Genomic DNA, 16250 nt, shown 5'->3' with positions numbered 1-16250 from the left:
ATTCATGAGCAGAAAGTATTTCGGCACCGATGGTATTCGTGGCCACGTTGGTCAGTTCCCCATCACCCCTGATTTCATGCTCAAGCTTGGCTGGGCGGCGGGCATGGCGTTCCGCAAGCAAGGCAAGTGCCGCATCCTGGTGGGCAAGGACACCCGTATTTCCGGGTACATGTTCGAATCGGCCCTGGAGGCTGGTCTTTCCGCTGCTGGTGCAGACGTGATGCTGCTGGGGCCGATGCCGACTCCGGCTATCGCCTACCTGACCCGCACCTTCCTGGCTGAGGCGGGAATTGTTATCAGTGCCTCGCACAACCCGCATAACGACAACGGCATCAAGTTCTTCTCCGGGCAGGGTGTGAAGCTCTCCGACGAAGTCGAGCTGATGATCGAAGAGCTGCTCGACCAACCCATGGTGGTGGTCGAGTCGGCCAATCTCGGCAAGGTTTCGCGTATCAACGATGCTGCCGGCCGCTACATCGAGTTCTGCAAGAGTACGGTGCCCATGAGCACCGACCTGGCCGGCCTCAAGATCGTTGTGGACTGCGCGCATGGCGCTACCTACAAGGTCGCTCCCAGCGTCTTCCGCGAGCTCGGCGGCAACGTCTCGGTACTGGCTGCCCAGCCGAACGGTCTGAACATCAACGATAAATGTGGCTCGACGCACATGGAGTCGCTGCAGGCCGAAGTGGTGGCCCAGCATGCCGATATCGGCATTGCCTTCGATGGCGACGGCGACCGCGTGCTGATGGTCGACCATACCGGTGCCGTGGTGGATGGCGACGAGCTGCTGTTCATCATCGCGCGTGACCTGCATGAGCGAGGCAAGCTCCAGGGGGGCGGGGTGGTCGGAACCCTGATGAGCAACCTCGGGCTCGAGCTGGCCCTGGGTGAGCTGGGTGTGCCCTTCACGCGGGCCAAGGTCGGCGATCGCTATGTCATCGCGGACATGCAGGAGCGCGGCTGGAGTCTGGGCGGCGAGAATTCGGGGCATATCCTCTGCAGTCATTTCACCACGACGGGGGACGCCCTGATTGCCGCGCTTCAGGTGCTGCTGGCGCTTCAGCGTCGTGGTCAGTCGCTGGCGGAGGCTCGTCAGGGGATGCGCAAATGCCCGCAGGTGCTGCTGAACGTGCGCTTCGCTGGTGGTGATATCGATCCGGTCGAGCACCCGGCGGTGAAAGATGCCTGCGCTCGTGTCACCGAGAAGATGGCGGGGCGTGGGCGTGTGCTGCTGCGCAAGTCCGGCACCGAGCCGCTGGTCCGCGTGATGGTCGAGGGTGATGATGAAAACCAGGTCCGTGGCTACGCGGAAGAGCTGGTTAAAGTCGTAACCGAGGTATGTGCTTGATTTCTCTTGCTACTTCAAAAAACCTTGGGTAACATCTGCGCCCACTTTGATCGACGAGGTAAAGCATGCGTCGCCCCCTGGTAGCTGGTAACTGGAAAATGCACGGTACCCGCGCCAGCGTCGCAGAGCTGATCAAAGGGCTTCGTCAGTTGGCATTGAATGCTGGCGTCGAGGTCGCGGTATTCCCGCCCTGTCTGTACATCAATCAGGTGATGCAAGGCCTGGATGGCAAGTCGATTGCCGTCGGTGCGCAGAATTGTGCAGTTGAACCTGTTCAGGGTGCGCTCACGGGTGAGGTTGCTGCGAGTCAGCTGGCTGATGCCGGTTGCGCCCTGGTCCTCGTTGGTCACTCCGAACGCCGTCTGATTCTTGGTGAGCGTGACGAAGTGGTTAGTCGCAAGTTCGCTGCGGCTCAGTCTTGCGGTCTTGTTCCGGTGCTCTGCGTCGGTGAGACCCAGGAGCAGCGTGAGGCGGGCAAGACTCTTGAGGTTGTCGGGCGTCAGCTCGGTAGCGTGATCGAAGAGCTCGGCGTGGGAGCATTCGCGAAAGCGGTGATCGCATACGAGCCGGTCTGGGCTATCGGTACAGGGCTCACGGCAACTCCGCAGCAGGCGCAAGAAGTGCATGCTGCAATACGGGCGCAACTGGCGGCGGAAAATGCCGAAGTGGCGCGCGGTGTAAGGATTCTTTATGGCGGCAGCGTCAAGGCCGCCAGTGCGGCCGAGTTGTTCGGCATGCCGGATATCGACGGGGGGCTTGTTGGTGGCGCCTCCCTGAATGCGGATGAGTTCGGTGCGATCTGTCGCGCCGCAGGAAGCTGACGAGATGCTGGAAACTGTCGTTATCGTGGTTCACCTGCTCGGCGCCCTTGGTGTCGTTGCTCTGGTGCTGCTGCAACAAGGTAAGGGTGCGGATGCTGGCGCCTCGTTCGGTGCAGGCGCTTCGGGTACCGTTTTCGGTAGTCAAGGTTCTGCTACCTTTCTGAGTCGAGTTACTGGTATACTCGCCGCGGTTTTTTTCATAACCAGCCTGGGCTTAGCGTTCTTCGCTAAAGAAAAGGCTGAAGCTCTGAGTCACGTAGGTCTGCCGGATCCGGCCGTTCTCGAGGTTCAGCAGCAAAAGCCGGCAGCTGACGATGTGCCGGTGCTCGAAGAGCAAAAGCCTGCTGAAAGCGCAGGTGATGTACCTCAGGCTCCAGAGCAGAAGTAAAAAGGCAAGTTTTGCCGAGGTGGTGGAATTGGTAGACACGCTACCTTGAGGTGGTAGTGGCCATAGGCTGTAGGGGTTCGAGTCCCCTCCTCGGTACCATACAATGCAAGAAAGCCCGCTGCATGCGGGTTTTTTTGCTGGCGGAGTGTTCGGTTGACCGTTAAGGCGCGTAGGCCGTATACTTCCGCCCCAGCTTTGACGCGGGGTGGAGCAGCTTGGTAGCTCGTCGGGCTCATAACCCGAAGGTCGTTGGTTCAAATCCAACCCCCGCAACCAGTAGTAGCGGAGCCCCTTTTTAGGGGCTTTTTGCTAGCTGGACAGTTAACCAACGGCTTTTGGCCGACTGGTTCGAATGGATGGGCGTTTCGCCCATTTTTTATTTGCACAGCATGCGAGGGCAATCAGGTGTCGAGCAAGCTAGAACAGTTGCAGGCCTTGCTGGCCCCGGTAGTCGAGGCCCTTGGCTATCAATGCTGGGGTGTCGAGTTCCTGTCCCAAGGGCGGCATTCGCTGCTGCGGGTATACATCGATCATGAGAACGGCATCCAGGTCGACGACTGCGAGAAAGTCAGTCGTCAGGTCAGTGGTGTTCTCGACGTGGAAGATCCCATCGCCAGTGAGTACACCCTCGAGGTGTCTTCGCCCGGCATGGATCGACCGCTGTTCACTCTTGAGCAGTTCGCGGCGCACGCTGGCGAACTGGTGAAGATCAAGTTGCGCTCTCCCTACGATGGGCGACGCAATTTCCAGGGGCTCCTCCGCGGGGTGGAGGAACAGGATGTGGTGGTTCTTGTTGAGGATCACGAGTACCTGCTGCCGATCGATCTGATCGACAAGGCCAACATCATTCCCCGTTTTGACTGAGACGCGGATCCCGCGGATCCAATGGATTGCGAAAGGCGAGGCGTACGATGAGCAAAGAAGTACTGCTGGTTGTTGAGTCGGTATCCAACGAAAAAGGCGTACCGGCTGGCGTGATCTTCGAAGCACTGGAGCTGGCACTGGCCACTGCTACCAAGAAACGCTTCGAAGAAGAAGTCGAGCTGCGTGTGGAGATCAATCGCCACACCGGTAGCTATGACACCTACCGTCGCTGGGCGGTCGTCGAAGAAGACGATCAGGTAAACCCGGCGGCCGAACTGACCGTTGAAGAAGCCCAGGAAAAACAACCGGGTGCCAAGGTCGGTGATTTCGTCGAAGAAAAGATCGAATCCATCGAGTTCGGCCGTATCGCTGCACAGACCGCCAAGCAGGTGATCGTGCAGAAGGTTCGCGAAGCCGAGCGTGCCCAAGTGGTCGAAGCCTATCGCGAGAAGCTGGGCGACATCATTTCCGGCACCGTTAAGAAGGTCACCCGCGACAACGTGATCGTCGACCTGGGTAACAACGCCGAGGCGTTGCTGGCCCGCGAAGACATCATCTCCCGTGAGACCTTCCGCGTAGGCGCTCGTGTTCGTGCGCTGCTGAAAGAAATCCGCACCGAGAACCGTGGCCCTCAGCTGATCCTGTCGCGCACTGCGCCGCAGATGCTGATCGAGCTGTTCCGCATCGAAGTGCCGGAAATCGCCGAAGAGCTGATCGAAGTGATGGCCGCCTCCCGTGACCCGGGTTCCCGCGCCAAGATCGCCGTTCGCTCCAAGGACAAACGTATCGACCCGCAAGGCGCCTGCATCGGCATGCGCGGTTCGCGCGTCCAGGCCGTCTCCGGCGAGCTGGGTGGCGAGCGAGTCGACATCGTCCTGTGGGATGACAACCCTGCTCAGTTCGTGATCAACGCCATGGCTCCGGCCGAAGTGGCTGCGATCATCGTCGACGAAGATGCCCATGCCATGGACATCGCCGTAGGCGAAGACAACCTGGCCCAGGCTATCGGCCGTGGCGGTCAGAACGTGCGTCTGGCGAGCCAGCTGACCGGCTGGACCCTGAACGTGATGACCGAGGCCGATATCCAGGCCAAGCAGCAGGCTGAGACCGGCGACATCATGCAGGCCTTCGTCGACGAGCTGGAAGTCGATGAGGAACTGGCCCAGGTACTGGTCGAGGAAGGCTTCACCAGCCTCGAAGAGATCGCCTACGTACCGATGGAAGAGATGCTGAGCATCGACGGCTTCGACGAAGACATCGTCAACGAGCTGCGTGCCCGCGCCAAGGATCGCCTGTTGACCAAGGCTATCGCCACTGAAGAAAAACTGGCTGACGCTCAGCCGGCGGACGACCTGCTTGCTCTCGAAGGCATGGACAAAGAGCTGGCTGTTGAGCTGGCAGTACGTGGCGTAGTCAACCGCGAAGACCTGGCCGAGCAGTCTATCGACGACCTGCTCGACATCGACGGCATGGACGAAGAGCGTGCCGGCAAGCTGATCATGGCCGCCCGAGCCCATTGGTTCGAGTAAGCAGTCGCGGCCTGAGGAGAGAAGTGCATGACGCAAGTCACGGTGAAAGAACTGGCCCAAGTGGTCGACACACCGGTGGAACGCCTGCTGTTGCAGATGCGTGAGGCAGGGTTGCCGCACACCAGCGCCGAACAAGTTGTGACTGACAATGAGAAACAAGCGCTGCTGGCGCATCTCAAGGGCAGTCACGGCGAGCGGCTGGAAGAGCCCCGCAAGATCACCTTGCAGCGCAAGACCACCACTACGCTGAGGGTTGCCGGTAGCAAGACCATCAGTGTTGAAGTACGTAAGAAGAAGACTTACGTGAAGCGCAGCCCCGACGAGATCGAGGCCGAGAAGAAACGCGAGCTCGAAGAGCAGCGCGCTGCCGAAGAAGCTGCACGCCTGAAGACCGAGGAGGAGGCCAAGCGCCGCTCCGAGGAAGAGGCCCGTCGCCAAGCCGACGCCCGTGCTCTCGAAGCTGCTCGTGGTGGTGAAGCTGGCGCGCCTGCTGCCGCCGTTGTCGGCGAAGCTGTCGCACCGGCTGCCGCTGCGAACGCCGCCGCCGCTCCTGCTGGCGCCGACGATCGCAAGAAGGAAGAGCCGCGTCGCCCTGAAAAGGCCCGCGACGAAGACGAGCGCCGCGATCGCAAGCACACGCAGCACCGTCCTTCGGTCAAAGAGAAGGAAAAGGTTCCCGCCCCGCGCGTGGCACCTCGCAGCACCGACGAGGAAAGCGATGGCTACCGTCGTGGTGGTCGTGGCAAATCCAAGCTCAAGAAGCGCAACCAGCACGGGTTCCAGAGCCCGACAGGACCGATTGTGCGTGATGTGAATATCGGCGAGACCATCACCGTGGCCGAACTGGCCGCTCAGATGGCCGTCAAGGGCGCAGAGATCGTCAAGTTCATGTTCAAGATGGGCACCCCGGTGACCATCAACCAGGTACTGGACCAGGAAACTGGCCAGCTGATCGCGGAAGAGTTCGGCCACAAGGTCAAGCTCGTCAGCGAGAACGCGCTGGAAGAACAACTGGCCGAATCCCTGAAGTTCGAAGGTGAAGCCATTCACCGCGCGCCGGTCGTGACCGTCATGGGCCACGTCGACCACGGTAAAACCTCGCTGCTCGACTACATCCGTCGTGCCAAGGTGGCTGCTGGCGAAGCCGGTGGTATCACCCAGCACATCGGCGCCTACCACGTCGAAACCGACCGCGGCATGGTCACGTTCCTCGACACCCCCGGCCACGCTGCGTTCACCGCAATGCGTGCCCGTGGTGCCAAGGCGACCGACATCGTCATCCTCGTGGTGGCAGCGGACGACGGCGTGATGCCGCAGACCGAAGAAGCCGTACAGCACGCGAAAGCGGCTGGCGTGCCGATCGTGGTCGCGGTGAACAAGATCGACAAGCCCGAAGCTGACCTCGACCGCATCAAGAACGACCTCGCCGGTCGCGACGTGATCCCGGAAGAGTGGGGTGGCGACACCCAGTTCGTACCCGTCTCGGCGAAAGTCGGTACCGGTGTCGACGAACTGCTGGAAGCCGTACTGCTGCAGGCTGAAGTCCTGGAACTCAAAGCCACTCCGTCGGCCCCTGGCCGTGGTGTCGTGGTCGAGTCCCGCCTGGACAAGGGCCGTGGCCCGGTGGCTACCGTTCTGGTTCAGGACGGTACCCTGCGCCAGGGCGACATGGTTCTCTGCGGCGTCAACTTCGGTCGCGTCCGTGCCATGCTCGACGAGAACGGCAAGCCCATCAAGGAAGCCGGCCCCTCGATCCCGGTCGAGATCCTCGGCCTGGACGGCACCCCGGATGCGGGTGACGAGCTGACCGTGATCGGCGACGAGAAGAAGGCCCGTGAAGTGGCCCTGTTCCGTCAAGGCAAGTTCCGCGAGGTCAAGCTGGCCCGCGCGCATGCCGGCAAGCTGGAAAACATCTTCGAGAACATGGGCCAGGACGAGAAGAAGACGCTCAACATCGTCCTCAAGTCCGACGTTCGTGGTTCGCTGGAGGCCCTGCAGGGCGCGCTGGCGGATCTTGGCAACGACGAAGTCCAGGTGCGTGTGGTCGGTGGCGGCGTCGGTGGTATCACCGAGAGCGACGCCAACCTGGCGCTGGCCTCCAACGCCGTACTGTTCGGCTTCAACGTGCGTGCCGATGCGGGCGCCCGGAAGATCGTCGAGCAGGAAGGTCTGGACCTGCGCTACTACAACATCATCTACGACATCATCGAAGACGTTAAGAAAGCACTGTCCGGCATGCTCGGCAGCGACGTCCGGGAGAACATCCTGGGTATCGCCGAAGTGCGCGACGTGTTCCGCTCGCCGAAGTTCGGCGCGGTCGCAGGCTGCATGGTTACCGAGGGCATGGTCCACCGTAACCGTCCGATCCGCGTACTGCGTGACGACGTGGTGATCTTCGAAGGCGAACTGGAATCCCTGCGCCGCTTCAAGGACGACGTGTCCGAGGTGCGTGCCGGCATGGAGTGCGGTATCGGCGTGAAGAGCTACAACGACGTCAAGGTCGGCGACAAGATCGAAGTGTTCGAGAAGGTCCAAGTGGCTCGCAGCCTCTAAGCGCGAGCTGCAATACGCAACGCCCGGTCCAGCTTCCGCTCGGCCGGGCGTTTGCCGCTTTTGAACCCTGTGGTTTCTGGCCCCGGGGGAGAGTGCAGGTAGCAGGAAATGGCAAAAGAATACAGCCGTACCCAACGTATCGGGGATCAGATGCAGCGTGAGCTGGCCTCGCTGATCCAACGTGAAATCAAAGACCCGCGTCTTGGCCTGGTGACCATCACCGGCTGCGACGTGGCCCGTGACCTGTCCCACGCCAAGGTGTTCATTACCGTGATGGGGCAGGACGACAACCCCGAAGTCATCAAGCAGAACACCGCCATCCTCAACGATGCCGCCGGGTTCCTGCGCATGCAGCTGGGTCGCGCGATGAAGCTGCGCACCGTGCCGCAGTTGCACTTCAACTACGACGCCAGCATCCGTCGTGGTGTCGAGCTGTCGGCGCTGATCGAGCGCGCGGTGGCCGAGGATCGCAAGCACCAGGACGACGGCGAGGAATAACCGTGGCCCAGGTGAAACGCATCCGCCGCAACGTCAGCGGCATTCTGATCCTCGACAAGCCTCGCGGCATGAGTTCCAACCAGGCCCTGCAGAAGGTGCGCTGGTTGCTCAATGCCGAGAAGGCCGGCCACACCGGCAGCCTCGATCCCCTGGCCACTGGCGTGCTGCCGCTGTGCTTCGGCGAGGCGACCAAGTTCTCCCAGTACCTGCTGGATGCCGACAAGGGCTACGAGACCCTGGCGCAGCTGGGCGTTACCACTACCACGGGCGATGCCGAGGGCGAGATTATCGAGCGCCGTGAGGTGACCGTCGGTCGTGCCGATATCGAAGCGCGTCTCGACGACTTCCGTGGCGAAATCAAGCAGATACCGCCCATGTACTCGGCCCTGAAGAAAGACGGGCAGCCGCTGTACAAGCTGGCGCGTGCGGGCGAGGTAGTGGAGCGCGAAGCGCGTTCTGTTACTATTGCGCGCCTGGAATTGCTGGCCTTCGAGTCCGCCCAGGCGAGGCTCGCCGTGGCCTGCAGCAAAGGCACCTACATTCGCACGCTGGTCGAAGACCTCGGGCAGGTGCTGGGTTGCGGGGCTCACGTGGCGGAACTGCGCCGCACTCAGGCAGGCCCCTTCGTCCTGGCCCAGGCGATCACCCTGGAAGCGCTGGAAAAGGCCCATGCCGAAGGTGGCAACGAGGCGCTGGACCAGTTCCTGTTGCCGGAAGACAGCGGCCTGGAACATTGGCCCCTCATCCAGTTGAGCGAACACAGTGCCTACTACTGGTTGCATGGCCAACCGGTAAGGGCTCCCGAAGCGCCGAAGTTCGGCATGCTGCGGGTGCAGGATCACAACGGTCGCTTCATCGGTATCGGTGAAGTGAGCGATGACGGGCGCGTAGCGCCGCGTCGACTGATTCGGTCGGAATGACCGATTCGAGGGTGGCTGTTAATAGGCACGGTCACTCCTCCTTTTAAAACACGGGACAGGTTCCCGGCCTATTACCTCAGAGGAAGCCCATCATGGCACTGAGCGTTACTGAGAAAGCCCAGATCGTTAACGAGTACAAGCAAGCTGAAGGCGACACCGGTTCTCCGGAAGTGCAAGTTGCACTGCTGACCGCCAACATCAACAAGCTGCAGGATCACTTCAAGGCCAACGGCAAAGACCACCACTCCCGTCGTGGTCTGATCCGCATGGTCAACCAGCGCCGCAAGCTGCTGGACTACCTGAAGGGTAAGGACACCACTCGTTACAGCACCCTGATCGGTCGTCTGGGTCTGCGTCGCTAAGACGCACTCAAGCTGGAAGCTGGAAGTCGGGGGTTGGCAGCAAGGCATCGTTCTTGCTCCAGCCTCGGGCTTCCAGCTTCAGGCTTTTTGAGGAAGACGACGGGCCGATTCCCGTGCCTTCCGCAGATTTCCCCCAAAGGCAACTACAGAAGGTAAAGACACCGTGAACCCGGTAATCAAGAAATTCCAGTTCGGTCAGTCGACCGTAACCCTCGAGACTGGCCGTATCGCCCGTCAAGCTTCCGGTGCCGTTCTGGTCACCATGGACCAAGACGTCACCGTACTGGTGACCGTGGTCGGCGCCAAGCAAGCCGACCCGGGCAAGGGCTTCTTCCCGCTGTCCGTCCACTACCAGGAAAAAACCTACGCAGCCGGCCGCATCCCCGGTGGTTTCTTCAAGCGTGAAGGCCGTCCTTCCGAGAAAGAGACCCTGACCTCGCGCCTGATCGACCGTCCGATCCGCCCGCTGTTCCCGGAAGGTTTCCTCAACGAAGTGCAGGTCATCTGCACCGTGGTCTCCACCAACAAGAAGACCGATCCGGACGTCGCCGCGATGATCGGTACTTCCGCTGCCCTGGCCATCTCCGGCATTCCCTTCGCCGGCCCGATCGGTGCCGCTCGCGTGGCCTACCACGAGAGCACTGGCTACCTGCTGAACCCGAACTACGAGCAGCTCAAGGCTTCCAGCCTGGACATGGTCGTTGCCGGTACCCAGGACGCCGTGCTGATGGTTGAGTCCGAAGCCCAGGAACTGACCGAAGACCAGATGCTCGGTGGCGTGCTGTTCGCCCACCAGGAATTCCAGGCCGTGATCAACGCCGTCAAGGAATTCGCTGCCGAAGCCGGCAAGCCGACCTGGAACTGGACCGCTCCGGTCGAGAACACCGCTCTGCTCGGCGCCATCAAGGCCGAGTTCGGCGAGGCCATCTCCCAGGCCTACACCATCACCATCAAGCAAGACCGCTACAACCGCCTCGGCGAGCTGCGTGACCAGGTCGTCGCCCGCTTCGCTGGCGAAGAAGCCGGTCAATTCCCGGCCGGTGAAGTCAAGGACGCCTTCGGCCTCCTGGAATACCGCACCGTGCGCGAGAACATCGTCAACGGCAAACCGCGTATCGACGGCCGCGACACCCGCACCGTACGTCCGCTGAAGATCGAAGTCGGCGTGCTCGACAAGACCCACGGTTCCGCCCTGTTCACCCGTGGCGAAACCCAGGCTCTGGTCGTTGCCACCCTCGGTACCGCCCGTGATGCCCAGCTGCTGGACACCCTGGAAGGCGAGCGCAAAGACGGCTTCATGCTGCACTACAACTTCCCGCCCTTCTCGGTGGGCGAGTGCGGCCGTATGGGCAGCGCCGGCCGTCGCGAGATCGGCCACGGTCGCCTGGCCCGTCGTGGCGTTTCCGCCATGCTGCCGAAGAGCGATGAGTTCCCCTACACCATCCGTGTAGTGTCGGAAATCACCGAGTCCAACGGCTCCAGCTCCATGGCTTCCGTCTGCGGCGCCTCCCTGGCCCTGATGGACGCTGGCGTGCCGATGAAGGCACCGGTCGCTGGTATCGCCATGGGTCTGGTCAAGGAAGGTGACAAGTTCGCCGTTCTGACCGACATCCTCGGTGACGAAGACCACCTGGGCGACATGGACTTCAAGGTAGCCGGTACCGCCAAAGGCGTAACCGCGCTGCAGATGGACATCAAGATCAACGGCATCACCGAAGAGATCATGGAGATCGCCCTGGAGCAGGCACTGGAAGCACGCCTGAACATCCTCGGTCAGATGAACCAGATCATCGGTCAGTCCCGTACCGAGCTGTCGGCCAACGCTCCGACCATGATCGCGATGAAGATCGACACCGACAAGATCCGTGACGTCATCGGCAAGGGCGGCGCCACCATCCGCTCCATCTGCGAAGAGACCAAGGCTTCCATCGACATCGAAGACGATGGCAGCGTGAAGATCTTCGGCGAAACCAAGGAAGCTGCCGAGGCTGCGCGTCAGCGCGTACTGGGCATCACCGCGGAAGCCGAAATCGGCAAGGTCTACGTTGGCAAGGTCGAGCGCATCGTCGACTTCGGCGCCTTCGTCAACATCCTCCCGGGCAAAGACGGCCTGGTGCACATCTCGCAGATCAGCGACAAGCGCATCGACAAGGTCACCGACGTCCTGCAGGAAGGCCAGGAAGTGAAGGTACTGGTGCTGGACGTGGACAACCGCGGCCGCATCAAGCTGTCCATGAAAGACGTGGACGCAGCTGAGGCTTCGGGCGTTTGATCCCCGGTCAAGGCAAATGAGAGAGGGCCCCTTGCGGGCCCTCTTTTTTTTCCCGGAAAATGGCGCGCCGCCAGAATCAGCCCAAGGAAACCGGGTCATGGACAAGACCTACTGCAAGTACCACCAGAGCCAACCCGCCACCTGGCATTGCCCGCCTTGCGAGCGTCATTTCGGCGACTGCTGCATTCCGCTCAACGCCGACGAGCCCAACGAATCGCCCACCTGCCCGTTGTGCCGGGCGCCGTTGCACTTTCTCGGTGCTGCCAATACCGCGCAGCCCTTCTGGGAGCGGATTCCCCAGTTCTTCCTCTTTGGCCTGCAGACCGGCCCCCTGGCCTTCGCCGGGCTCTTGGCCCTGGCCAGCCTGTTCATGCCGCGTTCGCTGATCCTCTGGATCGTCCTGTTCAGCGTCGCCACCAAGTATTTCCACAGTGTCATCGAGGCCGCCAGCGAAGGCGGGCGCGAGGCTCCCGGCCTGGCCACGGCCTTCGTTGGCGAGGGCTTCTCGCTGTTCATCAAGCAGTTGGTGGTGTTCCTCGTCGCCTTCGGAGTGCTCTGGCTCGTCGCCGACTTCCACAGCGAGGCACTGTTCTGGGCGGTGAACATCGGCCTGATGCTGCTGATGCCGGCGAGCATCATCCGCCTGGCCCTGAACAAGGAGCTGGGGGCGGCGCTGAGCCCCGAGCAACTGGGGGAGGTGATCAAGGCCATGGGCTGGCGCTACCTCATCCTCTGCATCTTCCTTTTCGCCCTCTGGCAGTCGCCGGACTACGTCACCTACCTGCTTTCCCACGGCCTGCCGCGCGTGGTGCTGCTGCCCATCGCCGCCTTCCTGTTCGGTTATTTCGGCGTGGTGATGTGCGCCATGATGGGCTACGCCGTCTTCCAGTATCAGGGTGCCCTGGGCTTCGCCATCGCCGACGAGGGCGCCCAGGAAGGCCTTCCCGCTGCCGAGTGGCGCCGTCGTCGTGCCCTGGCCGAGGCCGAGGTGCGTATCAAGGAAGGCCAGAGCGGCACGGCCCTGGAAACCCTGACCCAGGCCCTGCAGCGTGACCCTGACGACCTCAAGCTCAATGAGCGTTTCCACCAGTTGCTGTTCGGCCTCAATGAGCGCTCGCGCTGCCTGCGCCATCTCGAACACTACCTGCCCCTGGCCGCGCGCCTGAATGCGCCGCTGGGGGCCACGGCGCTGCTCAACGCCCGGCAGTTGCAGGCGGACTACCTGCCGAGCGATGCCCAGGTTTGCGAACGCATCGCGGCCGCGCTGATCGACCGGCACAAGGTGCGCGAGGGCCTCAGCCTGCTACGCAACCTGCACCAACGCTTCCCCGACTATCCCTTCATCCCGCGCGCCTACCTGCTGGCCGCGCGCGGCTTCGCCGAGGGCCTGGGGCAGGTCGAGCCTGCGCGCAAGTTGCTGGGCTATATCCGCGCGCGCTACCCGGCTTCCCCCCTGCTCGAGGATGTGAGGGCTTTGGAAGCGACCCTCGAACGGCTGGCGACGCCCTGACGGCCTCGATCGTGCAAAGTGCACGTGCCGCTTGGCTGGAAATTGCAATCTGCAAGCAGGCAAGCGGTACGATTTAATTGTAAGTAACTGATTTTATTGAGTTTAATTTTCCTGAGAAGCTTGGCACAGGCCTTGCGATATCTACAGTGACTGCAGATAGGACAACGCTGCAGATTATCTAAGAGCACAGGAGAACAACTCATGAAACAGTCTTTCAACAAGTGGACCCTTGCCGCTGTAGCTGCCACCGCCCTGAGCCTGCCCCTGGCCGGCACCGCCTTCGCGGCGCAACCGACCATGCTGGCTGCCAGCGAAACCGTGAACAAGGCTGAAGAGGCCGTTTCCGATACCTGGATCACCAGCAAAGTGAAATCCAGCTTCCTGGCCGACAAGAATCTCAGCGCCCTGGACATCAAGGTCGAAACCAACAAGGGCGTCGTCTCGCTCTCCGGTGTCGTCGCCAGTGATGCCGAGCGTGATCTGGCAGTGACCACCGCCAAATCCATCAAGGGTGTTACCGCGGTATCGGCCGACGGCCTGAAATCCGCCGAGTAACCCTCGCAGCCGGCCGCCCGTACCCGGGCGGCCCGGCGTACCACCTAAGGAGAACGCCATGAATTCCGACATCATCAAAGGCAAATGGAAACAGCTCAGCGGCCGACTCAAGGAGCGCTGGGGCAATCTGACCGACGACGATATCGACGTGGCCGAGGGTCACAGCGAATACCTGGTCGGCAAGTTGCAGGAGCGCTATGGCTGGACCAAGGAAAAGGCCCAGGACGAGCTGCGCGATTTCAGCAGCAAGCTCTGATCCACAGGATTCACGAAAAACCCCGGGCCGCCACCCGGGGTTTTTCGTTGTGGGTGTCTTGCAGGGGCGCTGCCGTACAGGTTCACCGGCAGAAACCCGGGCGGATCAGCGCGCCAGGTGCTGCTGGTACAGCCCCAACTGGTGGGTTTGCTCGGCGTCGGGAAACGCCTTGCGCAGGTAGGCGCCCAGTTCGGCGACACCGCGCAGGTCCTGACGTTGGCCCAGTTGCTTGGCGAGCATCAGGGTCAGGCCGGGCAACTGAGCCGGCGGCGTGGCCGCACGGCAGAGCACGCGCCATGGTGCCAGAGCCCTCGGGCCTTCGCCGATCTTCAGCAGGCCCTGCAGCAGGTGCAGCTGGATGGCCGGGTGCTGCAGGAGGCGGTACTGCGCATCGCCGGCGTCATCGGCCAGGCGGCACAGCAGGGTGCGGGCGAGCTTTGGGTCGGGCAGGGCGAAGAGCTGCTTGAGCACCGCGCTCATCAGCGGCGCGTCGTTGCGGGTCCTGGCAACCGGGTACAGGCGTTCGAGCAGTTCCAGCCGTCCCGGGTAGCGGGTGAGCAGGTCCTGCCCACGGGCAGGGACCTGGTCCAGGGCGAAGCGGCCGATGAGCTGGTCCAGTGCCGCCAATTCGCGCTTGAAGGGCGCGTCCGGGTCTTCCTTGGCCAGGTATTGCTCATCCACCTTCAACCCGCCCAGACGACGTGGCAGCCAGGTGCCGATGAAGCCGAAGCCCAGGCCGCCGAGGTGCGCGTAGTAGTTGACGTGGTCGTTGGCCAGAAACAGACCGTAGAGCTCCTTGCCCATCCAGATCGGCAGGATCCACAGCGCCGGCGCCTTGAAGTAGCCGATCAGCGGGCCGAGCCAGTAGAAGAAGTTGATCCGCCGCAGCCCGTAGACGCCGATGTACATGCCCATCAGGCCCGCCACTGCGCCCGATGCGCCGATGCCGGGTACCCAGCCCGGGTCCAGCGCCCACCACAGCAGGTGCGAGGCCAGGCCGCTGGCGATGTACAGCGCCAGGTAGGCGCCGCGCCCGAGCGCACGCTCCAGGGCGAAGCCGCAGATGAACAGGAAGATCATGTTGCCCAGCAGGTGATCGAAGCTGCCGTGGAGGAACATCGCCCCGAACAGGCCTTCGACGGTAAAGCGCTTGGGCACGAAGCCGAAGCGGTAGCTGCTGATCTCGTCACGGGCGGCCTCGGCCGGGGCGCGCGCCTTCTGCCAGGCCGGGTCGGCCTGGTAGGCGGGGGAGCGGTGCAGCTGGTCTTCGAATTCGAGGTCGCGCAGCACGTAGCCAGCCAGGTCCTGGCGGCGCGCGGCGTCGATGCCGCGGCGCTCGTCGGCGTCCAGTTCGTGGCGCTGGGCCAGGCTGTCGATGAACAGCGCCCGCTCGCGATTGAGCAGGCCGCCGTCGAGATAGAGATGCACGGCAGCGTCCGTGCGCACTTCGTCACCGCCCTGGTAGGCGAGGTAGATCAGCGTGTTGAGGATCACCAGCAACAGGGTGATGACAGGCGGACGTTTCCAGTCCAGCGGGTGTTCGGCGGGGAGGATGATCAAGCGGGACGTCCTTGTCGCGGATCGGGTTCAGGGTGGGTCAGTTGCGTTTGCTTTCCACCGAGTTGAGGCGGCCACCGATGAAGTCCAGGTAGTAGTACATGCCGTTGACCGGCCCGTAGACCCATTCCTCTACCTGCATTTCCTGGCGGCCACTGCGGGTTTCGGAGTAGCCGATGAGGTTGCGGCTGACCGGGTCGCCGCATTTGCGCTGCACTTCGACGGCGCGGTCGCCCTCGCTGACCAGCGCACTGCCGCAGCGGAAGGTGGCGGCGGAGGCCTCGTGGGCCAGCAGCAGGGCCGGCAGCGCGAGCAGGGAAAGCAGCAGTCTTTTCATGGGTGGGCGTCCTGTCCGGGAAAAATGGGTGGCAGAGGCTAGCACTGCCGATTCATGGCTGTCAGTCGCCACGCTTGCTCTCGATCTTGATCAGCTTGTTCCCTTCGAAGCGCAGGTATTGGTACATGCCGTTGCGCGGCCCGTAAACCCACTCTTCCACCAGCACTTCGCTGGTGTTGCCGTAGCGATCGACCTTCTCGCGGTAGCCCAGGCTGGCACGGCTGGCGGGCTCACCGCACTTGCGCTGTACCTGTGAGGTGCTGTCGTCCTGGCTGATCAGGCCGCCGCCTTCGCAGCGCAGCGTGGAGGAGGCCTGGGCAGATGCGGCGGCCAGGAACAGGGGCAGGGCGAGCAGGGGGAGGATCTTCACGAATGCTTCCGTCATTCAGGTTGGGATTTCAGCCTACGCCGCTGAGGCGCGGCTGTCAGCAGGGCCGGGTGCCGCACGAAAACTCGTGCAACACAGCCGTTTGGACAGGT

At 62.4% G+C, this 16250-nt stretch carries 16 protein-coding genes and 2 tRNA genes; 15 read left to right on the top strand and 3 right to left on the bottom strand.

The annotated features are described in order from the left end of the window. Positions 1-4: 4 nt before the first annotated feature. From glmM to PSm6_RS06265, 15 genes are all read left to right on the top strand, one after another. Positions 5-1348: a phosphoglucosamine mutase gene (glmM, locus tag PSm6_RS06335; RefSeq protein ID WP_265169782.1), complete on the top strand. Its 1344-nt coding sequence runs from the start codon at positions 5-7 to the stop codon at positions 1346-1348. Between the two features lie 65 nt (positions 1349-1413). After that, on the top strand, positions 1414-2169 hold the full coding sequence (gene tpiA, locus PSm6_RS06330) for a triose-phosphate isomerase (protein WP_043245236.1): 756 nt from the start codon (positions 1414-1416) through the stop codon (positions 2167-2169). A gap of 4 nt (positions 2170-2173) precedes the next feature. Continuing rightward, positions 2174-2557, top strand: a complete 384-nt coding sequence (secG, locus tag PSm6_RS06325; protein ID WP_021222238.1) for a preprotein translocase subunit SecG — start codon at positions 2174-2176, stop codon at positions 2555-2557. Between the two features lie 13 nt (positions 2558-2570). Then, a tRNA-Leu gene (locus PSm6_RS06320) sits at positions 2571-2656 on the top strand. A gap of 100 nt (positions 2657-2756) precedes the next feature. Continuing rightward, positions 2757-2833 (top strand) — tRNA-Met (locus PSm6_RS06315). A 129-nt stretch (positions 2834-2962) separates the two neighbouring features. Next, positions 2963-3421 (top strand): ribosome maturation factor RimP, encoded by a 459-nt coding sequence (gene rimP / locus PSm6_RS06310; RefSeq protein ID WP_021217901.1) that lies wholly within the window; start codon positions 2963-2965, stop codon positions 3419-3421. A gap of 47 nt (positions 3422-3468) precedes the next feature. Continuing rightward, positions 3469-4950 (top strand): transcription termination factor NusA, encoded by a 1482-nt coding sequence (nusA, locus tag PSm6_RS06305; RefSeq protein WP_021217900.1) that lies wholly within the window; start codon positions 3469-3471, stop codon positions 4948-4950. A gap of 27 nt (positions 4951-4977) precedes the next feature. Then, positions 4978-7503: a translation initiation factor IF-2 gene (gene infB, locus PSm6_RS06300; protein WP_265169779.1), complete on the top strand. Its 2526-nt coding sequence runs from the start codon at positions 4978-4980 to the stop codon at positions 7501-7503. Positions 7504-7611: 108 nt separating this feature from the next. Beyond that, complete coding sequence (rbfA, locus tag PSm6_RS06295; protein ID WP_031287192.1) at positions 7612-8001, top strand: 30S ribosome-binding factor RbfA; 390 nt, start codon at positions 7612-7614, stop codon at positions 7999-8001. 2 nt (positions 8002-8003) lie between these two features. After that, positions 8004-8921, top strand: a complete 918-nt coding sequence (gene truB, locus PSm6_RS06290) for a tRNA pseudouridine(55) synthase TruB (protein ID WP_265169776.1) — start codon at positions 8004-8006, stop codon at positions 8919-8921. A gap of 92 nt (positions 8922-9013) precedes the next feature. Then, entirely contained in the window at positions 9014-9283 is a 270-nt protein-coding gene (gene rpsO, locus PSm6_RS06285; RefSeq protein WP_021217896.1) for a 30S ribosomal protein S15, read from the top strand. 163 nt (positions 9284-9446) lie between these two features. After that, positions 9447-11555 (top strand): polyribonucleotide nucleotidyltransferase, encoded by a 2109-nt coding sequence (gene pnp / locus PSm6_RS06280; RefSeq protein ID WP_021217895.1) that lies wholly within the window; start codon positions 9447-9449, stop codon positions 11553-11555. Positions 11556-11652: 97 nt separating this feature from the next. Continuing rightward, positions 11653-13065, top strand: a complete 1413-nt coding sequence (locus PSm6_RS06275; RefSeq protein WP_265169774.1) for a hypothetical protein — start codon at positions 11653-11655, stop codon at positions 13063-13065. Positions 13066-13266: 201 nt separating this feature from the next. After that, the gene (locus PSm6_RS06270; protein WP_021217893.1) at positions 13267-13620 is read left to right on the top strand and encodes a BON domain-containing protein; all 354 of its coding nucleotides are present in this window, start codon (positions 13267-13269) and stop codon (positions 13618-13620) included. Between the two features lie 58 nt (positions 13621-13678). After that, positions 13679-13876 carry a CsbD family protein gene (locus tag PSm6_RS06265; protein WP_021217892.1) on the top strand — a complete coding sequence of 66 codons (198 nt, stop codon included), beginning with the start codon at positions 13679-13681 and terminating at the stop codon, positions 13874-13876. Positions 13877-13981: 105 nt separating this feature from the next. Here the strand turns inward: PSm6_RS06265 and PSm6_RS06260 are convergent, their stop codons facing one another. From PSm6_RS06260 to PSm6_RS06250, 3 genes are all read right to left on the bottom strand, one after another. Further along, positions 13982-15436, bottom strand: coding sequence for a rhomboid family intramembrane serine protease (locus tag PSm6_RS06260; protein ID WP_265169772.1), 1455 nt, complete (start codon positions 15434-15436; stop codon positions 13982-13984). A 37-nt stretch (positions 15437-15473) separates the two neighbouring features. Then, positions 15474-15770: a DUF2845 domain-containing protein gene (locus tag PSm6_RS06255; RefSeq protein WP_021217890.1), complete on the bottom strand. Its 297-nt coding sequence runs from the start codon at positions 15768-15770 to the stop codon at positions 15474-15476. A 61-nt stretch (positions 15771-15831) separates the two neighbouring features. Beyond that, on the bottom strand, positions 15832-16155 hold the full coding sequence (locus PSm6_RS06250) for a DUF2845 domain-containing protein (RefSeq protein ID WP_031287191.1): 324 nt from the start codon (positions 16153-16155) through the stop codon (positions 15832-15834). Between the last annotated feature and the right edge of the window lie 95 nt (positions 16156-16250).

The organism is Pseudomonas solani (assembly GCF_026072635.1).
Lineage (GTDB): Bacteria > Pseudomonadota > Gammaproteobacteria > Pseudomonadales > Pseudomonadaceae > Metapseudomonas > Metapseudomonas solani.
The sequence above is the reverse complement of the archived record's forward strand: the minus strand, read 5'-3'. Positions and strand labels throughout refer to the sequence as shown.

Excerpts from the sequence above, each read along its gene's own strand:
- glmM (WP_265169782.1), top strand. The coding sequence starts at position 5 with ATGAGCAGAAAGTATTTCGGCACCGATGGTATTCGTGGCCACGTTGGT.
- tpiA (WP_043245236.1), top strand. The coding sequence starts at position 1,414 with ATGCGTCGCCCCCTGGTAGCTGGTAACTGGAAAATGCACGGTACCCGC.
- secG (WP_021222238.1), top strand. The coding sequence starts at position 2,174 with ATGCTGGAAACTGTCGTTATCGTGGTTCACCTGCTCGGCGCCCTTGGT.
- nusA (WP_021217900.1), top strand. The coding sequence starts at position 3,469 with ATGAGCAAAGAAGTACTGCTGGTTGTTGAGTCGGTATCCAACGAAAAA.
- infB (WP_265169779.1), top strand. The coding sequence starts at position 4,978 with ATGACGCAAGTCACGGTGAAAGAACTGGCCCAAGTGGTCGACACACCG.
- rbfA (WP_031287192.1), top strand. The coding sequence starts at position 7,612 with ATGGCAAAAGAATACAGCCGTACCCAACGTATCGGGGATCAGATGCAG.
- rpsO (WP_021217896.1), top strand. The coding sequence starts at position 9,014 with ATGGCACTGAGCGTTACTGAGAAAGCCCAGATCGTTAACGAGTACAAG.
- PSm6_RS06275 (WP_265169774.1), top strand. The coding sequence starts at position 11,653 with ATGGACAAGACCTACTGCAAGTACCACCAGAGCCAACCCGCCACCTGG.
- PSm6_RS06270 (WP_021217893.1), top strand. The coding sequence starts at position 13,267 with ATGAAACAGTCTTTCAACAAGTGGACCCTTGCCGCTGTAGCTGCCACC.
- PSm6_RS06265 (WP_021217892.1), top strand. The coding sequence starts at position 13,679 with ATGAATTCCGACATCATCAAAGGCAAATGGAAACAGCTCAGCGGCCGA.
- PSm6_RS06255 (WP_021217890.1), bottom strand. The coding sequence starts at position 15,770 with ATGAAAAGACTGCTGCTTTCCCTGCTCGCGCTGCCGGCCCTGCTGCTG.
- PSm6_RS06250 (WP_031287191.1), bottom strand. The coding sequence starts at position 16,155 with ATGACGGAAGCATTCGTGAAGATCCTCCCCCTGCTCGCCCTGCCCCTG.